Source organism: Kocuria sp. CPCC 205231 (assembly GCF_040980965.1).
In the GTDB taxonomy this organism is placed as follows: domain Bacteria; phylum Actinomycetota; class Actinomycetes; order Actinomycetales; family Micrococcaceae; genus Kocuria; species Kocuria rosea.
Genome location: NZ_JAVKPP010000017.1, coordinates 63,110 through 85,033, shown reverse-complemented (window position 1 = coordinate 85,033; position 21,924 = coordinate 63,110). Strand labels below are relative to the sequence as shown.

The window sequence follows — 21,924 nt, the reverse complement described above, 5'->3', positions numbered from 1 at the left end:
CCGAGGTAGTTGAAGGCCCAGGACAGCTGCGCGTAGCCGCCGATCATGTGGGTGGGTTTGACGAGGATGCGCGTGACCGAGTTGTGGATCCCGCCGCGGCGGCCGGTCGCCTCGGACTTCGGCACGTCGATGGTGCGCTCCTGGGCGTGGTGGACGTAGACCACCCCGGCCGGCATCCGGTGGGAGACGATGGCCCGGCCCACGTAGACGCCGTTGGTGTTGACGCACTCGACCCACTCGTTGTCGGAGACCTCGATCAGTGCGGCGTCCTGGGGGCTCATCCACACCGTGGTGCCCCCGCGGGACAGGGAGAGCATGAACAGGTTGTCCTGGTACTCCGAGTGGATCGACCACTTGTTGTGCGGCGTCAGGTACCGCACGGCGATGGACAGCTCGCCGCGCTCCCCGAGCTGGGGCTCCCCGAAGAGCCGGTGCATGTCCAGGGGCGGGCGGTAGATCGGCAGGGTCTCGCCCATGTCCTTGAGCCAGTCGTGGTCCAGGAAGAAGTGCATCCGCCCGGTGAGGGTGTGGAAGGGCTTGAGCCGTTCGATGTTGACCGTGAACGGGGCGTAGCGCCGTCCCCCGGTCTCGGAGCCGGACCACTCCGGGGACGTGATCACCGGGACCGGGGCGGCCTGGGTGTCGGCGAAGCTGATCCGCTTCTCCTCGGAGCCGCGGGCGAGGTCCGCGAGCTCCACCCCCGTGCGCTTCTCGAGGGTCTCGAAGCCCTGCACGGCCAGCTCCCCGTTGGTGGTCCCGGAGAAGAGCAGGATCGCCTCCGCCATCCGCGCGTCGGTGTCCACGGCCGGGCGGCCCGCCGCGGCCCCGGAGTCGAAGACCCCGTGCAGGCGCGCCAGCTGGTCCACCTGGTGGGAGACGTCGTAGGTGATGTGCTTCGTGGTGAAGCCCAGCCGCTCGGCCAGGGGCCCCACCGCCGAGAACTTCTCCCCGATCGCGGTGTAGTCCCGCTCCACGACCGCGAGGTTGGGCAGGTTCTTCCCGGGCACGGCCGGGACGTCGGTGCCCTTCCAGTCCGGGGCGTGGCCCCCGGGTTGGGCGATCTCCCCCGGGGTGTCGTGGGTGAGCGCGGTGGCCACCAGGTCCTTGCGCACCCCCAGGTGGGTCCGCGCCTGGCGGGAGAACTCCTCGGCGAGCAGCCGGAACAGCTCGTAGTCGGTCTTGGCCTCCCACGGCGGGTCGATCGCCGGGGTGAACGCGTGCACGTACGGGTGCATGTCCGTGGAGGACAGGTCGTGCTTCTCGTACCAGGTGGCGGCGGGGAGGACGACGTCGGAGAGCAGGGTGGAGCTCGTCATCCGGAAGTCCGCGGAGACCAGCAGGTCGAGCTTGCCCTCGGGCGCCTCCTCGTGCCAGGTGACGTCCTTCGGCCGGGACGCGGAGTGGTCCCGGCCCATGACGTTGTGGTGGGTGCCGAGGAGGTGTTTGAGGAAGTACTCCTCGCCCTTCGCGGAGGACCCCAGCAGGTTGGAGCGCCACAGCACCAGGGTGCGGGCCCAGTTCTCGGGGGCGTCGACGTCCTCGACGGCGAAGCGCAGCTGCCCCGACTTCAGCCGGTCCGCGACCCACCGGGCCTCGTCGGGGGCCTCCCCCCGGGCCACGCCCTCGGCGGCGAGGTCCGCGACGTCGAGGGAGTTGCGGTCGAACTGCGGGTAGAACGGCATCCAGCCCATCCGGGTGGACTTCGCGACCACGTCCGCGGTGTGCATGCCCTTCAGGTGGCCCTCCGCCAGGGGCGACTGGAGGGAGTCGGACGAGTAGCCGTCGGAGCGCCACTGGTCGGTGTGCATGTACCAGAACGCGGTGCCGATCATGAAGCGCGGCGGGCGGGTCCAGTCGGTGGCCGCGGCCATCGCGGCCCAGCCCGTGATGGGGCGGGCCTTCTCCTGGCCCACGTAGTGCGCCCACCCGCCGCCGTTGCGGCCCTGGCACCCGCACAGCATGAGCATCGCGAGGATCGCCCGGTAGGTGACGTCCCCGTGGTACCACTGGCAGATGCCGGCCCCCAGGATGATCATCGACCGGCCGCCGGACTTCTCCGCGTTGGCCGCGAACTCGCGGGCTGTGCGGATCACGGCCCGGGCCGGGACCGAGGTGATCTCCTCCTGCCACGCCGGGGTGTAGGGGGTCGCGACGTCGTCGAGCCCGGCCGCCCAGTCCCCCGGCAGGCCCTCGCGGCCCACGCCGTACTGGGCGAGCATCAGGTCGAAGACCGTGGTGACCGTCCGTCCGGCGACCTCGGTGACGGGCACGCCGCGGCGCAGCACCGAGCCCTCCCCCGTGGCGTCGGTGAAGGCGGGCAGGTGCACCGCGCTCACCGAGCCCTCGTAGGAGGAGGCGTCCGCGAGCGAGAGCGCCGGGCGCACGCCCTGCAGGTCGAGGTTCCACTTCCCCTCGTCCTGCTCGTTGTAGCGGAAGCCCATGGACCCGTTCGGGACCACCGGCGTGCCGGCGTCGCGGTCGATCAGCACGGTCTTGAACGCCGCGTCGGAGGCCGTCGCCTCGCCCCCGCCCAGGTCCGCGGCGGTGACGAACTTGCCGGGCACCACGGTGCCGTCCTCGCGCTCGTCGAGGGTGACGAGCATGGGCAGGTCGGTGTACTGCAGGACGTAGTCCTCGAAGAACGGCACCCGCCGCTCCACGAAGTTCTCCCGCAGGATCACGTGGCCCATCGCCATGGCGAGCGCGGCGTCCGTGCCGGCCTGGGCCGGCAGCCACTCGTCGGCGAACTTCGTGTTGTCCGCGTAGTCGGGGCTGACTGAGACGACCTTCGTGCCGCGGTAGCGGGCCTCCACCATCCAGTGCGCGTCCGGGGTGCGCGTGACCGGGACGTTCGAGCCCCACATCATGAGGTAGGTGGCGTCCCACCAGTCGCCGGACTCCGGGACGTCGGTCTGGTCGCCGAAGACCTGGGGGCTGGCCACGGGCAGGTCCGCGTACCAGTCGTAGAAGCTGTTCATCACACCGCCGATGAGGTTGATGAACCGGGCCCCCGCGGCGTGGGAGACCATGGACATCGCGGGGATCGGGGAGAAGCCGGTGCACCGGTCGGGGCCGTAGGTCTTCACGGTGTGCACGTGGGCGGCGGCGGTCATCTCGAGGGCCTCCTGCCAGCTCGAGCGCACCAGGCCGCCCTTGCCGCGGGCCTGCTGGAAGGCCCGGCGCTTCTCCGGGTCGCCGACCACCGCCTGCCACGCCAGCACGGGGTCCCCGCCCACCTGTTCCTTGGCCGCGCGGTACATCTCCAGCAGCACCCCGCGGACGTACGGGTAGCGGACCCGGGTGGGCGAGTAGGTGTACCAGGAGAAGGCGGCGCCGCGGGGACAGCCGCGCGGCTCGTACTCCGGGCGGTCCGGGCCCACCGAGGGGTAGTCGGTCTCCTGCGCCTCCCAGGTGATGATCCCGTCCTTGACGTAGACCTTCCAGGAGCACGAGCCCGTGCAGTTCACCCCGTGCGTGGAGCGGACCACCTTGTCGTGGCTCCACCGGTTCCGGTAGAACGCGTCACCGGCCCGCCCGCCCTCGCGGTAGACCGCGCGGCCGTCCGGGGACTCCTCCCAGCGGGTGAAGAACTTCCCGAGCTTGAGCAGGGCGTGGGACGCGGGGCCATCGGTGCCCGGCGGAACGGAGCTGGCAACCATGGTGCCAACCTATCGAATTCGGCATTCTGAATTAGGATTTTCTTGTGGACCAATGAACGGCAATTCGGTGGAAAAGAATTCATGACACATCAATTTCAGAATTCATTTTCCGTCAAGAATTCCGGCACCCTTGTTTTTCTCGGCGGAAAGGGGATGACCGAGCCCCGGCTCTCGCGCGGACGGGCGCCGGCCGGGACTAGCCTGGCCGGATGGACCGACCGACCCTCCGCCCTCCCGGTGACCTCCGCCCCGGCGTGCGCCTCGACGTGCGCGACGACGGGCCCCCGGACGGGGAGCCCGTCCTGCTGCTGCACGGCTTCCCCCAGGACGGCACGAGCTGGTCCGGGGTCGCGCCCGTGCTGCGGCGCGCCGGCCTGCGCACGCTGGTGCCCGATCAGCGCGGCTACTCCCCCGGCACCAGGCCCCGGGGTCGCCGCGCCTACCGGCTCGAGCTGCTCGTCCAGGACGCCGTGGCGCTGCTGGACGCCGCCGGGCTGGAGCGCGCCCACGTCGTCGGCCACGACTGGGGCGGGATCGTGGCGTGGACCCTCGCGGCCCACCGGCCGGAGCGGACGGCGTCCCTGACGGTGGCCTCGGTCCCGCACCCCCGGGCGCTCGCCCGCTCCCTGACCCGCTCGCCGCAGGCGCTGCGCTCGGCCTACGTCGGGGCCTTCCAGCTGCCCCGGCTCCCGGAGGCGCTGCTCGGTCCGCGCCTCGAGCAGCTCCTGCGCCGCTCCGGCCTGCCCGCGGCGGAGGCCGCCCGCTACGCGGCCCGGATGCGGGAGCCCGGCGCGCTCACCGGCGCCCTGAACTGGTACCGCGCCCTGCCGCTGTCCCGGCTGCGCACCGGACCGGTGGACGTTCCGACCACGTACGCGTGGGGCGCCCGGGACCCCGCCCTGGGCCGGCGGGCCGCGGAGCTCACGGCCGAGCACGTGCGGGGGCCCTACCGGTTCGTGGAGCTGGACGCCGGCCACTGGCTGCCGGAGACCCGTGCCGAGGAGCTGGCGGGACTGGTGCTCGAGCGCGTCGGCGGGACCGCGAACACCCCGTAGCGGCTCAGCCCCGCGGGGAGGGTCCCTCGGACGGCGCGTCCTCGCGCCGGCGCCGGGGGGTCCCCGCGATGCGCAGCGCGGCCTGGACCGCCAGCAGCGCGAACGCCGCGTAGTAGATCCCCACGGAGGGGTAGAGCTGGGGGACGGTGCCGTTCCAGCCCACCAGGGTGAGCACGAACAGGATGCCGCCGAGCACGAGCAGCCCGAGGTGCGCGGTGCCGAAGGCGCCCCGCTCGCCGCGGCGGGCGAGGAAGAGCGCCAGGACGGCGAAGAAGATCGGGAAGAGCATCTGGCCCACCACGGTGATGCCGTTCTGGTGGTACTCGTAGCGGCCGAGCGCCTGGATCACGGCGGTGGCGGCGAGGAGCAGCGGGGCGAGCAGGGACGTCATGGGGACCTGTTCTGTGCGATCGTCCGGGCGGGGGCGCGGACCAGTCTAGCGAGCGGCGGGGACACCGCCGCGGCGCCCCGGGCCCGGCCGGAGCCGCCCCGGCGGTGGTGGGGTCCTGCGGTGGTGCGGCCCTGCGGTCCCGCGGGCCGGGCGCGCACCGGGTCAGTCGAGCAGCAGCAGCTCCACCGGGGTCCCCGCCGGCAGCTCGGCCCCGCCCGCCGGCACGAGCGCGAGGGCGTTGGCCCGGGCCGCGGCGGCCAGCAGGTGGGAGCCGGGCCCGCCCGCCATCCGCACCGTGGCGCCGTCCCAGACGGCGCGGCGCACCTGGGTCCGCCCGGGCAGCGGCCGGACGGCCTCCGCGAGGGGCCCCGTGCGGCGGGCCCGCGGCGCCGGGGCGCCCACGGTCCCGGTCAGGGCGGGGCGGAGGAACATCTCGAAGGACACGAGGGTGCTGACGGGGTTGCCGGGCAGGCAGACGAAGGGAACGCCGCCCGGTGCCGCGAGGCCCTGCGGCCCCCCGGGCTGCATCGCGACGTGCACGAACTCGCCGTGGGGCGCGAGCACCTGCCGGACGACCTCGTAGGCGCCCTCGCTGACCCCGCCGGAGGAGACGAAGAAGTCGGGCCTCCGCGCGGTGTCCTCCGCCAGGCGTGCCGCGAAGGCGCCGGCGTCGTCGGAGAGCAGGTGGGCGCCGACCACCTCCACGCCCGCCTCCGCGAGCTGGGCGCGCAGGATCGCCGCGTTCGCGTCGAAGATCTGGGCCGGGCCGCGCGCGGCGCCGGGCGCCACGACCTCGTCGCCCGTCGTGTAGAGCACGGCCCGGGGGCGGGCGCGCACGGTCAGCTCCGCGCACCCCAGCGCGGCCGCGAGCCCGATCCGGGCGGGGGTGAGCCGCTGCCCCGCGACCAGCGCCGTGTCCCCGGCGACGACGTCCTCGCCCGCACGGCGGACGAACCTCCCGGCCGGCTGGCCCGCCGGGAGCCGGAGGTGCGTCCCGGGTGCCGGGAAGCCCCCCGGCAGCGACTCCTCGACGGGCACCACGGCGTCCGCGCCGGGCGGCAGGGGCGCGCCGGTCATGACGGGGGCCGCCTCCCCGGGACCGAGCGGGCCGGGGACGTGGCCGGCGGGCACGGGGGCCACGACGACGAACGGGGTGCGCCCGTCCTCCCCGGGCGCCGTCCGGCTGTCGGCGGCACGGATCGCGAAACCGTCCATCTGGGAGTTGTCGAAAGGCTGCAGGCTCAGGGGCGCCACGAGGTCCTCGGCCAGGACCCGGCCCGCCGCGGCCGCCAGCGGCAGGGTCTCCGTCCGGGCGCGGAGACCCCGCAGGGCCTCCGTGACCGCGCGGCGGTGCTCGTCGACGCTGCGGACCGGATGCTGCGCGTGCCTGCTCATTCCTCCAGCGTAGGTGCCGGGGCGCGCCCGTCCTGGCAGGATCGGGGCCATGACGCAACGGGATGTGGAGCACACGCCGGACGGCCGGTGGATCGTGGTGGACGGACGGCGGTGGCGCCGCCAGGATCCCGGGCTGCCCGAGGACGTCGCGGCCCGGCTGACGTCCCACCTGGGCCGGGCCCGGGCGGCCGTCCGCACGGTGCGGCGGGACGGCACGGAGGAGGAGCTGCGGGCCGTGCGGGACCGGGTGGGGATCGCCAAGCTGGGCCTCGGTGAGCGCGGCACGCCGTGGTGGGAGCAGTCGCCCGCCGAGCAGGAGGCCCGGTGGACGGATGCTCTCACGCGGCTGGACGAGCAGGCCCCGCCGGAGCCGGCGTGACGCCGTACGGCGCCCGGGGCGTTCTCGGCATGCTGGGGACTGATTACACTGGGCGGACCATCCCGGCACGCCGAGCACCGTGCGGGCCGGGGACGACCACCGAGGCGGTGACATGAGCGTTTCCCTGGGACTGCCGCGGCTCCGCGACACCGGTCCGGGCCCCAGCGGCGCCCCGGCCGGGGCCGGGCTGATGGACCGCCACGGCCGCCGCGCCACCGACCTGCGCCTGTCGGTGATCGACAAGTGCAATCTGCGCTGCACCTACTGCATGCCCGCCGGAGGCCTGCCTTGGCTGCCCGCCGCCCAGCTGATGACCCCCGCCGAGATCACCCGCATCGTGCGCGTGGGCGTCGAGCAGCTCGGGGTCACCGAGCTGCGCCTGACCGGCGGGGAGCCCCTGGTGCGGGCCGACCTCGAGGAGATCGTGGCCGGGATCCGTGCCGCCCACCCGGACCTGCCGGTCTCGCTCACCACCAACGGCATCGGCCTCACCACCCGCGCGGCCACCCTGGCCGCGGCCGGGCTGAGCCGGATCAACATCTCCCTGGACTCCCTGGACGCCGCGACCTTCCGCACCCTCGCCCGCCGGGACCGGCTGACCGACGTGCTGGCCGGGGCGGAGGCAGCGGCCGCCGCCGGGCTGACCCCGGTGAAGATCAACGCGGTGCTGATGCGCGGGGTCAACGACCACGAGGCCCCCGACCTGCTCGCCTGGGCGCTCGAGCGCGGCTTCGCGCTGCGGTTCATCGAGCAGATGCCCCTGGACGCCGACCACGGCTGGACCCGGGCGGACATGGTCACCGCCGCCGAGATCCGCCACCGGCTCGCCGGCCGGTTCCGGCTGGCCCCGCACCCGGGGCCGCGCGAGGGCGCCCCGGCCGAGCTGTGGGACGTCCACCCCCGCACGGCCAGCGCCGCCCCCGTGGACTCCGGCGCGACCTCGGACGCGACGTCCGCGGCGCCCCCCGCCGCGTCCTCCGCTCTGCGCCCCGGCGCCCAGGACCCGCCGCTGGGCACGGTGGGCGTCATCGCCTCCGTGACGGAGCCATTCTGCGCCGACTGCAAGCGGACCCGGATCACCGCCGAGGGCAGGATCCGCTCCTGCCTGTTCTCCCACGAGGAGGTCGAGCTGCTGCCGCTGCTGCGGGCTGGTGCCACCGACGCCCAGCTGGCCGAGCGCTGGCGGGCGGCGATGTGGGCGAAACCGGCCGCCCACGGCATGGACCACGTAGGCCTGGACTCCCCCGACTACGTCCAGCCGGAGCGCTCGATGAGCGCGATCGGAGGCTGAGCAGGGATGCTGATCCGCTACTTCGCCGCCGCCCGCGCTGCGGCCGGCACCGACGCCGAGACCCTGGAGGTCCCCGACGACCGGCCCTGCACGCGCCGGGACGTGGAGAACCTGCTGGCCCGGGCCCACCCCGAGCCGCCACCGGGACAGCCTCCGCTGGCGCAGGTGCTGGCCCGGTCCAGCTTCCTGCTCGACGGCGTGGCCTGCCCCGATCCCGACACCCCGGTCCCGTCCGGGGCGGTGCTCGACGTCCTGCCGCCCTTCTCCGGCGGATGAGCGCGTGAGCGCCCCGGGACCGGCCCCGGTCTTCCACGCCGTGGTCCTGGCGGGCGGCCGCTCCGCCCGCCTGGGCGGCCGGCCCAAGGCCGGTCTGCGGCGAGCCGGGCGCACCCTGCTGGAGCTCACGCTGGACGCGGTCCGGGAGGCGGCGGGCGTCGTCGTCGTCGGCCCGGCGGACCCGGCCGTCCCCGCGCACGTGCTGCGCACCCGGGAGGACCCGCCGTTCTCCGGCCCGGCCGCGGGCATCGCCGCCGGGCTGCGCGCTCTCGACGCCCTGCCCGCCGCGCAGTGGACCCTGACCCTGGCGTGCGACATGCCCGGGGTGTCACGGGCCGTGCCCCTCCTGCTGGAGGCGGCCCGGACCGGTGACGGCGCCGCCGGCTACGTGTCGGTCCCGCCCGACGGCCACCGCCAGCCCCTCGCCGCCCTCTACCGCAGCGACGTGCTGCGCCGGGCCTTCGCGGGGCAGGACGCCGCGGACCGGTCCGTGTTCTCGTTCGTGCGCGAGCTCCCGCTCCGGGACGTCACCGTGCCCGAGGACGCCACCGCGGACGTCGATACGTGGGACGATGTGCACAGGCACCACCTGACCTGACCACGAGCGGGCGGCCCCACCGCCCGGGAGGAGCGGCGCATGCCCAAGGACCTGAGCCCGTCCGAGCACGAGATCCTGGAGCGGTGGGTCGAGGCCGTGCGGGCGGCCCTGGACGTGCCCGACGCCGGCCTCCCCCTGGACGCCGTGCTGGGACTCACCGGCAGGATCGCCCACGGCACCGTGCGCCCCGCCGTCCCGCCCACCGCCTACCTGCTCGGCTACCACGTGGGCCGCGCCGCGGCCGCGGGCGAGGACGAGCGCCGCGTCCTGGACCGCGCGCTGCAGACCGTCGACGGTCTCGTCCCCGCCGCCCGCCGAACCCCCGAGGAGAACTGATGTCCGGACTGCCCCTGCCCCACGACACCAACAGCCCCTACACGCACGCGCTGCCCGTCATCGAGGACGACAGCGGCACGCCCGAGAGCGCCCCCGAGGAGGTCGAGACCGTCCACGACGCCGACTGGCACCGGGCCCGGCAGTTCTCCTACGACATCGCCACCGCGCTGCCCAGCCACTGGCTGCCCCTGCAGGAGGCGCTCGGCGAGGTCCTCGCCGAGGACGTCACCGCCCCGATCCCGGTCCCGCACTACGCCTCCTCCGCCATGGACGGCTACGCCGTGGCCGGCCCCCAGCCGTGGACGGTGGTCTTCCCCGAGCCCGTGGAGACCGACCCGCGCAAGATGCTGACCATCCCGCCGCGGGAGCTCTACCGCCCGGTGCTCAACCTGGAGCCCGGCGAGGCCACCCGCATCGTCACCGGCGGACTCGTCCCCGCCGGGGCCCGGGCCGTGCTGCGGGACGAGTACGCGCAGCTGTCCGAGGAGGGCACCGTGCTCACGATCGCGGCCCACGCCCCCTCGGCCGAGGACATCCCCTACGGGCAGAACATCCGCCGCACCGGCGAGGAGGTCGCGGCCGGGGACGTCATCCTGCACGCCGACTGCCTGCTCAACCCGGCGCACATCGCCTTCGCCGCCGTCAGCGGCCACGACATGCTCCCGGTCCGCCGCCGTCCGCGCGTGACGATCCTGCTCACCGGCAGCGAGGTGGTCGAGGACGGGATCCCCGAGCCGGGCCAGGTCCGGGACGCCTTCGGCCCCCAGCTGCCCACGTTCGTGGAGATGCTGGGCGGGTCCGTGGACCAGCTCCGGCGCGTCGAGGACACCGCGAAGGCGATGCTCTCCGCCCTGACCGAGGCGCCCTCCGGCATGGCGTCGGTGCTCGACGCCCGCACCGAGGTGGTCATCACCACCGGCGGGACCGGGCACTCCGACGCCGACCACGTCCGCTCGGCGCTCCAGGAGCTCGGGGCGGTCTTCCTGCTCGACGGCCTCGCCCAGCGCCCGGGCCACCCCACGTTCCTGGCACGGCTGCCCGAGGACGGCCCCTTCGTGGTGGGCCTGCCCGGCAATCCGCTGGCGGCGATGACCAGCATCTTCACGGTGGCCCAGCCGCTGCTCGCCAAGCTGCACAGCGACCGGCCCCCGGCCACGCGCACCCTGCCGGCGGCCGAGGACCTGCCGGGCCAGAAGGTCACCGCCCTGGTGCCCGCCTACCTCCGGGACGGGACGGTCGCCCCCCGGGACCGGGTCGGCGCGAACATGCTCCGCGGGCTCGCCCACGCGGACGTCATCGCCGTGGTCCCGCCGGGCGGCGTGACCGCCGGGCAGGACGTCGAGGTGGTCCCCCTGCCCTGGCGCTGACGCGCCGAGGGCCCGGACACCGGTGGTGTCCGGGCCCTCGGCGTCCCCGGCTTCGCGGGCTCAGGCGGTCGTGAAGAGGACCAGCGCGCCCAGCACGAAGACCGTGGAGGCGGCGAGCGCGCACGCGAACTCCACGACGATCCCCAGGCCCGCCGCCTTGAGACCCGCCCAGCTGGAGTCCAGCGCCGCCCGGAGGTCCCGCTGGCGGGCGGTCTCGCTCAGCAGCAGGCCCACGAAGAACCCCACGAAGATCCCGACCACCGGGATCACGAACAGGCCCACCACGGCGCCGGCCGCGGCGTAGAGGAGGGAGCGGTTGGGGATCCGCCGGCGCTTGAGCCGGGTGCCGGTGAGCACGGCGCTCGCGGCCATCCCGGCGATCGCCAGCGCGGAGCCGATCCCCAGCACGGTCCAGCCCTCGACCGCCTGGACCGTGAGGGCCCAGACGAGGAGGCCGACCACGATCAGGATCGAGCCCGGCAGCACCGGCACGATGATGCCGAGGCACCCGACGACGAGCAGGGCGGCGGTGATGAGGGTCGCGATGATCTCGGCAGTCACGCCCTCATCGTAGGCGGCACACCCGGTGACAGCCGCACCGTTTACTAGTATCTGATCCGTAAATTAAATGGGCAGGTGAGCTCCGTGCACGCATCCGCACGCCCCCGGGGACGGACGTCCTGGCACCGCCGGGCCGGCAGACCGGTCCGTCTGTGGATGGCGGCCCTGCTCCTCGTCGTGCTCTTCCACCGCTGGCTCCCGGAGACGCGGTGGCTGCTGGTGCACCTCGTCACCCTGGGGCTCGTGACCAACTCGGTCCTGGTGTGGTCACAGCACTTCACCGACTCCCTGCTGAAGAACCGGGTGCCCGACGACGCCCGGGGTCGGCAGCTGGCCCGGATCGGGCTGCTCAACGCCGGCACCGTGCTGCTCGTCGTGGGAATCCTCACCAGCTGGTACGTGCTGGTGCTCTTCGCCTCGACCGCCGTGGGCGCCGCGGTGGCCTGGCACGGGGCGGCCCTGCTCCGGCAGCTGCGCACGGCGCTGCCGTCCCGGTTCGCCGTCACCGTGCGCTACTACGTGGTCGCGGCCTTCCTGCTGCCGGTGGGCGCGGTCCTCGGCGCGCTCCTGGCCACCGGCCCCGCCGGCGCCTGGCACGCGCGCCTGCTCCTCGCCCACGAGGTCACCAACGTCCTGGGCTTCGTGGGCCTGACCGTCGCCGGGACCGCGCTCACCCTGTGGCCCACGATCCTGCGCACGCGCATGCCGGAGCTCTCCACCCGGGTCAGCACCGCGGCGCTGCCCGTGCTGACCGGGGGGCTGGTGCTCACCGGGACGGCGGCAATGGCCGGGTCCCCCGTGCTCGCCGCGGCGGGCCTGGCGGTCTACGCGGCGGGGCTGGGCGCCGTGGTCGCGGTCATGGCCCGGACCGCGGTGCGGGCCCGTCCCTCCGACTACGCGGGCTGGTCCGTGGCCGCCGGCGTCCTGTGGTGGACGGTCACCGTGGTGGCCGCCGTCCTCGTGGTGGCCCTGCACGGCTTCGACGCGGCGGCGCTGGGACAGCTGACCGTCCCGTTCGTGGCCGGCTTCCTGGTACAGGTGCTGCTGGGGGCCATGACCTACCTCCTGCCGGTGACCATGGGGGGAGGGCCGGCGACCGTGCGGGCGGCCCACCGGGCCATCAACCGCGCCGGGACGTTCCGCGTGGTGGTCGTCAACCTGTGCGTGCTGCTCTTCGCGCTCCCACCGGGCGCGGTGCCCTCCTGGGTCCGGGCCGTGGTCTCCGTCCTGGGCGCGGCGGCGCTCTTCGCGTTCGTCCCGCTCATGGTCTCCGCCGCCCGGACCTCGCTGGCGGGGCGCCGGGCGGCCATGGCCCGCCGGGCCGGGGAGCCGGTGCCCATGCCGGAGGCCGTCGCCCCCGCCGCGCCTCCGCGGCCGGCCCGCGAGGCGCTGGCGGGGGTGCTCGTGGTGGCCCTGGGCGTCGCGGCGGGCATCGCCGTGAACCCCGCCGCGGCGGGGTTCGACCTGCGCGGCGGCGGCTCCGGGGCCCCGGCCACGGGCGGGACGACCACCGTGCAGGTCAGTGCCCGGGAGGGGATGCGCTTCGAGCCCTCCGTCGTGGAGGTCCCGCTCGGCGACGAGCTCGTGATCGAGCTCACGAACGACGACCCGACCAACGTGCACGACCTCATCCTGGCCTCCGGCACGAGCTCCGGGCGCGTCGGCCCCGGACAGACGGTGACCGTGGAGGCGGGTGTGGTCGACGGACCCCTGGAGGCGTGGTGCTCGATCGTCGGGCACCGCAGCATGGGGATGACCCTCGACGTCGTCGCCGTCGGCGCGGACGGCGCTCCCCTCGACGCGCCCTCCGCGGCCGGCCAGCGGCGCGGGGCGCCCGGCGTGGTCCCCGCCGGCACCGATCCGGCCGACGGCGCGGACCTCGGGGCCGCCCCGGGAGAGGGCGTCGAGGTCCGCTCCCCCGTGCTCGAGCCCGTCGGCGCGGGCGTGCAGGAGGACGGCCGGCGGGTGCACCGGGTGGACCTCGACGTCTCGGAGGGCGAGCACGAGATCGCCCCCGGCGTCCGCATGCGGGCGTGGACGTACAACGGCCGCTACATGGGGCCCACGCTGCACGGGGAGGTCGGCGACGTCTTCGAGATCACGCTGACCAACGGCGCAACGATGGGCCACTCGGTGGACTTCCACGCGGGCACGGTGGCGCCCGACGAGAACATGCGCACCCTCGCCCCGGGGGACTCCCTCGTCTACCGCTTCGAGGCGGTGCGCTCCGGCATCTGGCTCTACCACTGCTCCACCGCGCCGATGAGCACACATGTGGCGGCCGGCATGTTCGGCGCCGTGGTGATCGACCCGCCGGGGCTCCCGGAGGTGGACCGCGACTACCTCCTCGTGCAGAACGAGACGTACCTGGGCCCGCCCGGGGAGGACGCCGGCGACGGGACGGGGGTGGACGCCGCCGTGGACCCGGCCAGGATCCCGGGCGGGGTCCCCAGCCTCACGGTCTTCAACGGCCACGCCACCCAGTACCTGCACGAGCCGCTGACCGCCCGCGCCGGGGAGCGGGTGCGGATCCGGGTCCTCGCGGCCGGGCCGTCCACAGGGCTGAGCTTCCACGTGGTCGGCGCTCAGTTCGACACCGTGCACAAGGAGGGCGCCTACCTCCTGGAGCGCGGCGGCGCGGGATCCGGCGGGGCCCAGGCCCTCGACCTCGCCCCTGCCCAGGGCGGCTTCGTGGAGCTGGAGTTCTCCGAGCCCGGCACCTATCCCTTCGTGAACCACTCCCTCGTGGAGGCCGAGCGCGGAGCCCGCGGCCTGATCGAGGTCACCGGCTGACCCTCCCGTCCACCGGGCGGGCGTGGAGGCTGTCCCCCCAAGAGGCCGCAGACCGGGGCGGGCGGGCCGCCCTAGCCTGGGACAAATGGCCACCACCGTCCTGGACCCCGCGCGCCCCGGCACCGAGGAACTCGCCCCGCGCGGTTCCCGGTGGTTCCTGCTGGCCTCCGTGGTGCTGCTCCTGATCGGCACCGGCGGGCTCTTCCACGCCAACGCCCCCGGGTGCTGCGGGGCGTCCCTCGGCGAGGAGCCGATCCGCACCGCGCCCGTCCCGGAGCCGTGGGGCGATGACGTCCTGGCCGCCGCCGAGCTCTCGGGGCTCCCGCCCGAGATCGTCGCCGCCCAGCTGGACGTCGAGAGCCGCTGGGACCCCCGGGCCGTCAGCCCCGCCGGGGCGCAGGGCCTCGCCCAGTTCATGCCGGACACGTGGAAGCGCTACGGCCGGGGCGACCCGTTCGACCCGCGGGCCGCCATCCGGGCCCAGGGCCTCTACCTCAAGGACCTGCGGCGCATGGTGCGGGGACTGGCGCCCGCCTCGGCCCGGGAGGAGATCGACCTCGTGCTGGCCGCCTACAACGCCGGGCCCACGGCGGTCCTGCGGCACGGCGGGATCCCCCCGTTCGCGGAGACCCGCGGCTACGTGGCGCAGATCCGCGAGCTCGCGGCCACGACGTACGCCGGGGTCGGCGCCTGAGCGCTCGTCAGCCGGCGGGCCGCCGGCTCCTCGCGAGGCCCCGCAGCGCCCTGCGGGCGGCGTGGTACCCGGCCATGCCGTGCACCCCGCCGCCCGGGGGCGTCGACGACGAGCACAGCCAGACCCCCGGCACGCCGGTGGCGTAGGGGTCGGCCTGCACGGCCGGCCGGAACAGCTGCTGCAGCCCGTCCAGGGAGCCGCCGCCGATGTCCCCGCCCACGAGGTTCGCGTTCCACGCCTCCAGCCCGGCCGGGGAGGTGTCCACGCGCTCGCGGATCCGGTCGCGCACCCCGGGGGCGAAGCGCTCGAGCTGCCGGAGCACCCGCTCCCCCGCCCGGGGGTCGTCGCACCCGTGGGGGACGTGGGCGTAGGCCCACAGCACCTGCCGACCCGCGGGGGCCCGGGACGGGTCGGCGGCCCCCTGCTGGGCCACGAGCACGAACGGGCGCTCCGGCAGCCGGCCCGCCCGCGCCTGCTGCTCCGCGGCGCCGATCTCGGCGAGCGTCCCGCCCACGTGCACGGTCCCGGCCTCCGCCACGCGCGGGTCCCGCCACGGCACGGGGCCGTCCAGCAGCAGGTCCACCTTGTAGGAGGCCGTGCCGTAGCGCCACCGGGCGAGCGCCCGCCGGTACCGGTCCGGCAGCTCGAGCCCGCGCAGGCCCAGCACCTGCCGGGGCGTGAGGTCCAGCAGGACGACGTCGGCCGGCCGCACCTGGGCGAGGTCCGTCACCGGGGAGTGGACGAGCACCCGCCCGCCGTGCTCCTCGAGATCGGCCACCAGGGCGTCGACGACGGCCTGGGTGCCGCCGCGGGCCACCGGCCACCCCGTGGCGTGGGCGGCGGCGCCGAACAGCGTCCCGAAGGCGGAGGTCAGCGCGTGCCGCGGGGGCAGCACCGCATGGGCGGCGGACCCGGCGAAGAGCCCCCGGGCCTGCTCGGTGCGGAACAGCGCCCGCGCCGTGGCCGCGGCGGGCCACGGCGCGCGCAGACCGAATGACGCCAGTGCCCGCGGGTGCTCGGGCACGCGCACGAGCGGGCCCAGCACCGACTCGACCGTCTCCTCCCAGCGCTCCACCACGCCGCGGTGCAGCAGGGACCACGCCCGGCCGTCCGCGCCCAGCCCCGCCGCCGTGCGCTCGAGCGAGCGGTGCAGCAGGCCCGGCGGGCCGTCGTCGAGCGGGTGCGCGGCCACGACCGGCGGGTGCAGCCACTCCAGGCCGTGCCGGTGCAGGCCCAGCTGCGCGAACAGCGGGCTGGCCACGCCGAAGGGGTGGACGGCGGAGCCGAGGTCCACCACCGTGCCGGGGCCGAGCACGGCCGCCGAGCGGGCCGCGCCGCCGGCCGAGCCCGCCGCCTCGTGGACCGTGACGTCGAGGCCCGCGCGGGCCAGCACCACGGCCGCGGCGAGCCCGTTGGGCCCCGAGCCGACGACCGCGGCCGTCCCCTGCACGGGCCGTCCTAGCCGACCAGGGCGCTGCGCATGGTCCGCAGCGCCACGGACAGGGACGCGAGCTCCGCGGAGGCCTCGCCCGTGTCCTCGGCCTCGATCTCCCCCAGCACCTCGCGCAGCCGGCCCAGGCGGGACTCGTTGCTGGACTCCCAGGACTCCACCTTCTCCCGCGCGTCCCGGCCGGGGGCCTCGAGCGCCTGGTCGGCGAGGGCCACCAGGGTCGCGTACACGTCCTCCCGCATGGACATCCGCGCGAGGTTCTCCCAGCGGGTGGTCTGCGGCAGGCCGGTGATGCGGTTGAGCAGGCTCTCGATGCGGTAGCGGTCGTAGAGCCGGAAGTAGACCTTGGCGATGGTCTTGATCTGCTCCTCGTCGAGGCCGCCGTCCTCGGCGATCGCCTCGCCGGAGGCGTGGGCGAGCCGGGCGACGTCGAGCAGCGCGAACGCGTCCAGCAGCTGCGACCACTCCGTGGCCAGCGCCCCGGGGACGCCCTGCCGCGCGGCGGCCTCCGCCCGCGAGTCGACCCGCTGCCGGGAGTCCTCCCCGAGCAGCCGGTCCTCGAGGAACCGGATGTCCACGGTGGGCTTGTAGCGGTCGATGACCTCGGCCACCGGGTTGGCCGTCTCCTCCCGGTTGATGAGCCAGCGCACCACGCGGTCCAGCAGGCGCCGCATGTCCAGGAACATCCGGTCCCACACCTCGGTGGGCACCTCCGCGGGCAGCTCCCGGTGCTGGTGGGCGTAGCGGTCGATCTCGTAGATCTGCACGGCCGCCACGAAGGCCCGGGCCACCTCCACGGGCCCGCACCCGGTCTCCTCCATCACGCGGTAGACGAACGGGATGCCGCCGTAGTTGACCATCTGGTTGGCCACCATCGTGCAGATGATCTCGGCGCGCAGGGGGTGGGTGCCGACGAGCTCGCCGAAGCGCTGGGTGATCTGCTCCGGGAAGTAGGCCTCCAGGACCTCCCCGAACCACGGGTCCTCGGCGAGACCGCCCTCGACCAGCGCCTCCGAGAGCTGGATCTTGGCGTAGGCCGCCAGCACGGACAGCTCCGGGGACGTGAGCCCGTGGCCGGTGCGGACCCGCTCGCGCAGCTGCTCGTCGGAGGGCAGGAACTCGATGCCCCGGTCGAGGTCGGCCTCGTCCTCGAGCCAGTGCAGGAACCGGATGTAGGCCTCGTTGAGGGCCCGCACGCGCGAGCGCTCCGTGGTGAGCAGCACGTTCTGCGCCACGTTCGTCTCGAGCACCAGTCCGGCGACCTCGTCGGTCATGGCCTCGATGAAGCCGGCGCGCTCCGCCGCGGAGAGCTCGCCCGCCACGACCATGCGGTCCACGAGGATCTTGATGTTGACCTCGCGGTCGGAGGACTCCACGCCGCCGGAGTTGTCGATCGCATCCGTGTTGATCAGCACCCCGTTCAGCGCGGCCTCCACGCGGCCGAGCTGGGTGCAGCCCAGGTTGCCGCCCTCGCCGACGACCTTGGCCCGGAGGTCCCCGCCGTCGACGCGGATCGGGTCGTTGGCCTTGTCCCCCACGTCCGTGGAGGTCTCCTGCGCCGACTTCACATACGTGCCGATCCCGCCGTTGTACAGGAGGTCGGCGGGCGCCGTCAGGATCGCCCGCATCAGCTCGATCGGGGAGAGCTCCTCGACGCCGTCGTCGAGGTCGAGGGCCTCGCGGACCTGCGGGGAGATCGGCACGGACTTCGCGGTGCGCGAGTACACGCCGCCGCCGGCCGAGATCTTCTCCGGGTCGTAGTCCTGCCACGAGGAGCGCGGGCGGCCGAACAGCCGCTCGCGCTCGGCGTAGGAGACGGCCGGGTCCGGGTCGGGGTCGAGGAAGATGTCGCGGTGGTCGAACGCGGCCAGCAGCCGGATGTGCTCGGACAGCAGCATGCCGTTGCCGAACACGTCGCCGGACATGTCCCCCACGCCCACCACGGTGAAGTCCTCCGCCTGGGTGTCGACGCCCAGCGCGAAGAAGTGCCGCTTCACCGACTCCCACGCCCCCCGGGCCGTGATGCCCATGGCCTTGTGGTCGTAGCCCACCGAGCCGCCCGAGGCGAAGGCGTCCCCGAGCCAGAACCCGTACTCCGCGGAGATCGCGTTGGCGGTGTCCGAGAAGGACGCCGTCCCCTTGTCCGCGGCCACCACCAGGTAGGAGTCCTGGCCGTCGCGGCGCACCACGTTCTCGGGGTGCACGACGACGTCCTGGCCGGACGCGTCGCGGACGAGGTTGTCGGTGATGTCCAGCAGGGAGGCGATGAACAGCTTGTACGCCTCCCGGCCCTCCGCCACCCAGGCGTCCCGGTCCGCGGCCGGCTCGGGCAGCTGCTTGGGGTAGAACCCGCCCTTCGCCCCGTTGGGGACGATCACCGAGTTCTTCACCATCTGCGCCTTCACCAGGCCCAGGACCTCGGTGCGGAAGTCCTCCCGGCGGTCCGACCAGCGCAGGCCGCCGCGGGCCACGGGCCCGAAGCGCAGGTGCGTGCCCTCGACCCGCGGGGACCACACCCAGACCTCGAACATGGGGTGCGGCAGCGGGGCCGTGCTGATCCGCCGGGGGTCCAGCTTGAACGCCATGGTGGGGCGGTGCCGGTACACGTTGGTGCGCAGCGTGGCGGCCATGCACTCGGCCAGCGCCCGCAGCAGCTTGTCGGCGTCCAGGGTGGGGACCTCGTCCAGGGCCTCGGTGAGCCGCCCCTGCGCGGCGTCGCGCTGGGAGCCGCGCACGGCGTCGTCGAGCGCCGGGTTGAAGCTCGCGTCGAAGAACTCGACCAGCGCCCGGGTGACCCGCGGGAAGCCCAGGAGCGTGTCCGCGATGTAGTCGAAGGAGTTGGGGTGCCCCAGCTGCAGGAGGTACCGGACGTAGGAGCGCAGCACGGCCACGGTCCGCCACGTCATGCGCTCCGTCAGGACCAGCCGGTTCAGGGAGTCGGACTCGGAGCGCCCGGACAGCACCGCGCACAGGGTGTCCTCGATGAGGTCCTCGGTCTTGGCGTCCTCCGGGCCGGTCGCGTCCACGCCCTCCGGCAGCCGCACCCCGAAGTCGTAGAGCTGGAAGTGGCGGCCGTCGGCGGGGGTGACCTCGTACGGCTTCTGGTCCAGGACCGTCAGGCCGAGGTTCTGCAGCATCGGCAGCAGCTCGGTCAGGGACAGGGAGCGGGTGAGGTAGATGTTCAGCCGCACGCCCCCGGGGTCGTCGACGACGCGCACCTCCGCGGGCAGGTCCGGGTCCCGTCCCCACAGCTCCTCGCAGCGCTGGAGGTCCTCGACCGCCTCCTCGATCTCGTAGTCCGCCCGGTAGGCGTCCGGGAACGCCTCCGCCCAGTTCTCGGCGTGCGTCCGCGCGAGCTCCTCCGAGAAGTCCCGGTGGATCGCGCGCGCCAGCGCCTCGGACCAGGACCGCACCGCGGCCCGCAGCCGCGCCTCCAGGCCCGAGCGGTCGAAGGACTGCACCTGACCGGTGTAGGGCAGCCGGATGCGGAAGAACAGGCGGGCGAGGGTCGAGGAGGTGAGCCGGGCGTCGAAGTCGATGGACTCGGCGTCGAAGGTGCGCTTGAGCTCGGCCTCGATCCGCCCGCGCACCGACGTGTTGTACCGGTCGCGGGGCAGGAAGACGACCGCGGACATGAACCGCCCGAAGTGGTCCTGGCGCAGGAACAGCCGGGTCTGCCGCCGCTCGTCCAGGCCCATGACGCCGCGCATGATGTCGTAGAGCTCGTCCGCGGTCATGTGGAACAGCTCGTCGCGCGGGTAGTCCTCGATGTTGCCCATGAGGTCCCGGGCCGAGTGCGAGTCCTCGAGGAAGCCGAACCGCTCGGCGACCTCGGCCATCTTGTCCTTGATCAGCGGCGTCTCGCGGGCCGGCGTGTTGTAGGCGCGGCGGGTGAACAGCCCCAGCACGAGGTACTCGCCCACGATCCGGCCCTCGTCGTCGTACTTCGCGACGCCGATGTAGTCCAGGTACTCCCGGCGGTGGATCGAGGAGCGGCGGTTGGCCTTCGTGATGAACAGCGTGCCGGCCTCGCGGGCGTGCTCCCGGCCCAGCCCGGTCAGGACCTGCCGGTGCGGCTTGCGGTCGTGCTCCACGAGCAGGCCCAGACCGGTCCCGGGACGGCTGACCAGGGAGAGGCCGTCGCCGGAGTCCTCGAGGTCGTACTCCTTGAAGCCCATGAGGATGAAGTTGCCCCGGACCAGCCAGCGCAGGAACTCCTGGGACGGTCCGACCAGCGGCGGGTGCCCGCCCTCGGGCAGGTCCAGCCGCCGCAGCCGGTCGAGCTCGTCCGCGAGCCGTCCGACGCGCTCCTTGAGCTCCACCTGGTCGTCGTCGACCCGCTGGACGTCCTCGAGCAGGCTCGTGAGCCGGTGCACCAGCTCCTGGGCGGTCTCGTCCGAGATCTGCCGGGAGAGCTCCACGGAGATCCAGGACTCCACCACGTGCGTGGTGCCCCCGTCCGAGCGGAACCCGGCCAGGCTGGGCAGCGCGGTGGTGTCGCCGCTGGAGGTGGCCGAGAAGTCCGGGACCTGCTGGAGCTCGCGCAGCTCGTGCGTCCCTGCGTCCCGGGCGGCGACGAGCACGGGGTGGATGAGCAGGCGGGCACCGCCCCACTTCGCGGCGATCTCCGCGGACACGGTGCTCACGAGGTAGGGGACGTCCTCGGTGACCACGAAGACCACGGAGGTCGAGTCCTCCTGGCGCACGCCCACGGCGATCTCCCGGGGCGCGCGGACCCGGCCCACCTCGTGGTGGTGGTCGGCCCGCTCGCGCAGCTGGTCCTCGGTGCGCGCGAGCAGGTCCTCCTGGGGCACGTGGCGGTAGTACTCGTTGATCCACGCCCGGTCCCCGGACCACTCGGGGGCCCGCGGGATCACCTGCAGCGCCTCGGTCCGGTCCTCGTCGGGGATCGTATACTGGTCAGAGGCCACAGCCGCATCACGCCTTCGTCGCCGTGGACGGCAGGGGGCACGGTCCGTGCGCCGCCCTCGCCGCCCCAGGGGGTGGACGGCACCTCGTGGGACCGTCCCTGGTGGTCCCAGCTTATTGAACGAAGCCGGGACTGTCAGGGTGCGGTGGACTCCGACGCGTCATCTCGCAGGCGCGCGGCGCCGAGGGCCTCCGTCCGCACGGGGACCACCTCGCAGTTGCCGACCCGGGGATGGGCCTCCCCGTTGAGCTCGGAGACCGTCAGGCGGATGAGCGAGCCGTGCGCCACCACCAGCACGCGGCGCCCGGGGTGGTCGGCGCGGATCCGGCGCAGCGCCGCCAGACCGCGGCGGACGACCGCCTCCGGCGGCTCCCCGGCGGAGAGCACCTGCTCCCGCGCGGCGCCCTCGAGACCCGCCAGGTGCGAGCCCTCGAGCGGGCCGAAGCTGCGCTCCACGAGCTCGTCGTAGGTCGCCGCGAGCTCGAGGCCCAGGGCCTCGCCGATGATCCGGGCGGTCTCCACGGCCCGGCCGAGCGGCGAGGAGACCAGGACGTCCCAGCCGAGGGCCTCGGCGTGCAGGTGGCGGGCGACGACCCGGGCCTGCTCCCGCCCGGCGTCGTTGAGCGGGACGTCCGTGGCGCCCTGGAGCCTCTCCTCGAGGTTCCAGTCGGTCTGGCCGTGGCGGATGAGCACGATGCGTCCGGGGGTGTTCACGTCCCCCACTCTGGGCGACGGCCCGCCGGGGGGCA

Annotated in this window: 16 protein-coding genes; 9 read left to right on the top strand and 7 right to left on the bottom strand. The window is 74.4% G+C overall.

Features of this window, described 5'->3' with window-relative positions; genetic code table 11:
- On the bottom strand, positions 1-3,659 hold a 3,659-nt coding region (locus RF640_RS16115; RefSeq protein ID WP_368828385.1), incomplete at its 3' end, for a nitrate reductase subunit alpha.
- Positions 3,660-3,868: 209 nt separating this feature from the next.
- On the opposite strand from RF640_RS16115, the gene RF640_RS16110 reads away from it, so the two are divergent.
- Positions 3,869-4,714 carry an alpha/beta fold hydrolase gene (locus tag RF640_RS16110; RefSeq protein ID WP_035925853.1) on the top strand — a complete coding sequence of 282 codons (846 nt, stop codon included), beginning with the start codon at positions 3,869-3,871 and terminating at the stop codon, positions 4,712-4,714.
- A gap of 4 nt (positions 4,715-4,718) precedes the next feature.
- Here RF640_RS16110 and RF640_RS16105 read toward each other — a convergent pair whose 3' ends face one another.
- A complete protein-coding gene (locus tag RF640_RS16105; RefSeq protein ID WP_017834534.1) occupies positions 4,719-5,105 on the bottom strand; it encodes a hypothetical protein in 387 nt (128 codons plus the stop codon).
- A gap of 162 nt (positions 5,106-5,267) precedes the next feature.
- Positions 5,268-6,500, bottom strand: a complete 1,233-nt coding sequence (glp, locus tag RF640_RS16100; RefSeq protein WP_109222261.1) for a gephyrin-like molybdotransferase Glp — start codon at positions 6,498-6,500, stop codon at positions 5,268-5,270.
- 49 nt (positions 6,501-6,549) lie between these two features.
- On the opposite strand from glp, the gene RF640_RS16095 reads away from it, so the two are divergent.
- From RF640_RS16095 to RF640_RS16070, 6 genes are all read left to right on the top strand, one after another.
- The gene (locus RF640_RS16095; RefSeq protein WP_368828384.1) at positions 6,550-6,879 is read left to right on the top strand and encodes a biopolymer transporter Tol; all 330 of its coding nucleotides are present in this window, start codon (positions 6,550-6,552) and stop codon (positions 6,877-6,879) included.
- A gap of 112 nt (positions 6,880-6,991) precedes the next feature.
- Positions 6,992-8,170, top strand: a complete 1,179-nt coding sequence (locus RF640_RS16090; protein ID WP_368828382.1) for a GTP 3',8-cyclase MoaA — start codon at positions 6,992-6,994, stop codon at positions 8,168-8,170.
- A gap of 6 nt (positions 8,171-8,176) precedes the next feature.
- Positions 8,177-8,446, top strand: a complete 270-nt coding sequence (locus RF640_RS16085) for a MoaD/ThiS family protein (RefSeq protein WP_017834396.1) — start codon at positions 8,177-8,179, stop codon at positions 8,444-8,446.
- Positions 8,447-8,450: 4 nt separating this feature from the next.
- A complete protein-coding gene (locus RF640_RS16080; RefSeq protein ID WP_035925839.1) occupies positions 8,451-9,044 on the top strand; it encodes a molybdenum cofactor guanylyltransferase in 594 nt (197 codons plus the stop codon).
- Positions 9,045-9,083: 39 nt separating this feature from the next.
- On the top strand, positions 9,084-9,380 hold the full coding sequence (locus RF640_RS16075) for a DUF6457 domain-containing protein (RefSeq protein WP_051063815.1): 297 nt from the start codon (positions 9,084-9,086) through the stop codon (positions 9,378-9,380).
- Positions 9,380-10,747: a molybdopterin molybdotransferase MoeA gene (locus RF640_RS16070; protein ID WP_017834393.1), complete on the top strand. Its 1,368-nt coding sequence runs from the start codon at positions 9,380-9,382 to the stop codon at positions 10,745-10,747. The genes RF640_RS16075 and RF640_RS16070 overlap by 1 nt, the downstream gene beginning before the upstream one ends.
- A 60-nt stretch (positions 10,748-10,807) precedes the next feature.
- On the opposite strand, the gene RF640_RS16065 is transcribed toward RF640_RS16070, so the two are convergent.
- Positions 10,808-11,308, bottom strand: a complete 501-nt coding sequence (locus RF640_RS16065; protein ID WP_368828381.1) for a DUF456 domain-containing protein — start codon at positions 11,306-11,308, stop codon at positions 10,808-10,810.
- A gap of 156 nt (positions 11,309-11,464) precedes the next feature.
- On the opposite strand from RF640_RS16065, the gene RF640_RS16060 reads away from it, so the two are divergent.
- On the top strand, positions 11,465-14,101 hold the full coding sequence (locus tag RF640_RS16060) for a multicopper oxidase domain-containing protein (RefSeq protein WP_368828380.1): 2,637 nt from the start codon (positions 11,465-11,467) through the stop codon (positions 14,099-14,101).
- Positions 14,102-14,186: 85 nt separating this feature from the next.
- A complete protein-coding gene (locus RF640_RS16055) occupies positions 14,187-14,795 on the top strand; it encodes a lytic transglycosylase domain-containing protein (protein ID WP_035925826.1) in 609 nt (202 codons plus the stop codon).
- 7 nt (positions 14,796-14,802) lie between these two features.
- On the opposite strand, the gene RF640_RS16050 is transcribed toward RF640_RS16055, so the two are convergent.
- The 3 genes from RF640_RS16050 to RF640_RS16040 form a co-directional block, all read right to left on the bottom strand.
- Positions 14,803-16,245 carry an NAD(P)/FAD-dependent oxidoreductase gene (locus RF640_RS16050; RefSeq protein ID WP_035925823.1) on the bottom strand — a complete coding sequence of 481 codons (1,443 nt, stop codon included), beginning with the start codon at positions 16,243-16,245 and terminating at the stop codon, positions 14,803-14,805.
- A gap of 8 nt (positions 16,246-16,253) precedes the next feature.
- Complete coding sequence (locus RF640_RS16045; RefSeq protein ID WP_017834388.1) at positions 16,254-21,176, bottom strand: NAD-glutamate dehydrogenase; 4,923 nt, start codon at positions 21,174-21,176, stop codon at positions 16,254-16,256.
- 134 nt (positions 21,177-21,310) lie between these two features.
- Positions 21,311-21,889 carry a histidine phosphatase family protein gene (locus RF640_RS16040; protein ID WP_368828378.1) on the bottom strand — a complete coding sequence of 193 codons (579 nt, stop codon included), beginning with the start codon at positions 21,887-21,889 and terminating at the stop codon, positions 21,311-21,313.
- Positions 21,890-21,924: the final 35 nt, after the last annotated feature.

Coding starts and splice junctions, on each gene's coding strand:
- RF640_RS16055 (WP_035925826.1), top strand. CDS start 14,187: ATGGCCACCACCGTCCTGGACCCCGCGCGCCCCGGCACCGAGGAACTC.
- RF640_RS16075 (WP_051063815.1), top strand. CDS start 9,084: ATGCCCAAGGACCTGAGCCCGTCCGAGCACGAGATCCTGGAGCGGTGG.
- RF640_RS16105 (WP_017834534.1), bottom strand. CDS start 5,105: ATGACGTCCCTGCTCGCCCCGCTGCTCCTCGCCGCCACCGCCGTGATC.
- RF640_RS16090 (WP_368828382.1), top strand. CDS start 6,992: ATGAGCGTTTCCCTGGGACTGCCGCGGCTCCGCGACACCGGTCCGGGC.
- RF640_RS16095 (WP_368828384.1), top strand. CDS start 6,550: ATGACGCAACGGGATGTGGAGCACACGCCGGACGGCCGGTGGATCGTG.
- RF640_RS16110 (WP_035925853.1), top strand. CDS start 3,869: ATGGACCGACCGACCCTCCGCCCTCCCGGTGACCTCCGCCCCGGCGTG.
- RF640_RS16085 (WP_017834396.1), top strand. CDS start 8,177: ATGCTGATCCGCTACTTCGCCGCCGCCCGCGCTGCGGCCGGCACCGAC.
- RF640_RS16060 (WP_368828380.1), top strand. CDS start 11,465: ATGGCGGCCCTGCTCCTCGTCGTGCTCTTCCACCGCTGGCTCCCGGAG.
- RF640_RS16070 (WP_017834393.1), top strand. CDS start 9,380: ATGTCCGGACTGCCCCTGCCCCACGACACCAACAGCCCCTACACGCAC.
- glp (WP_109222261.1), bottom strand. CDS start 6,500: ATGAGCAGGCACGCGCAGCATCCGGTCCGCAGCGTCGACGAGCACCGC.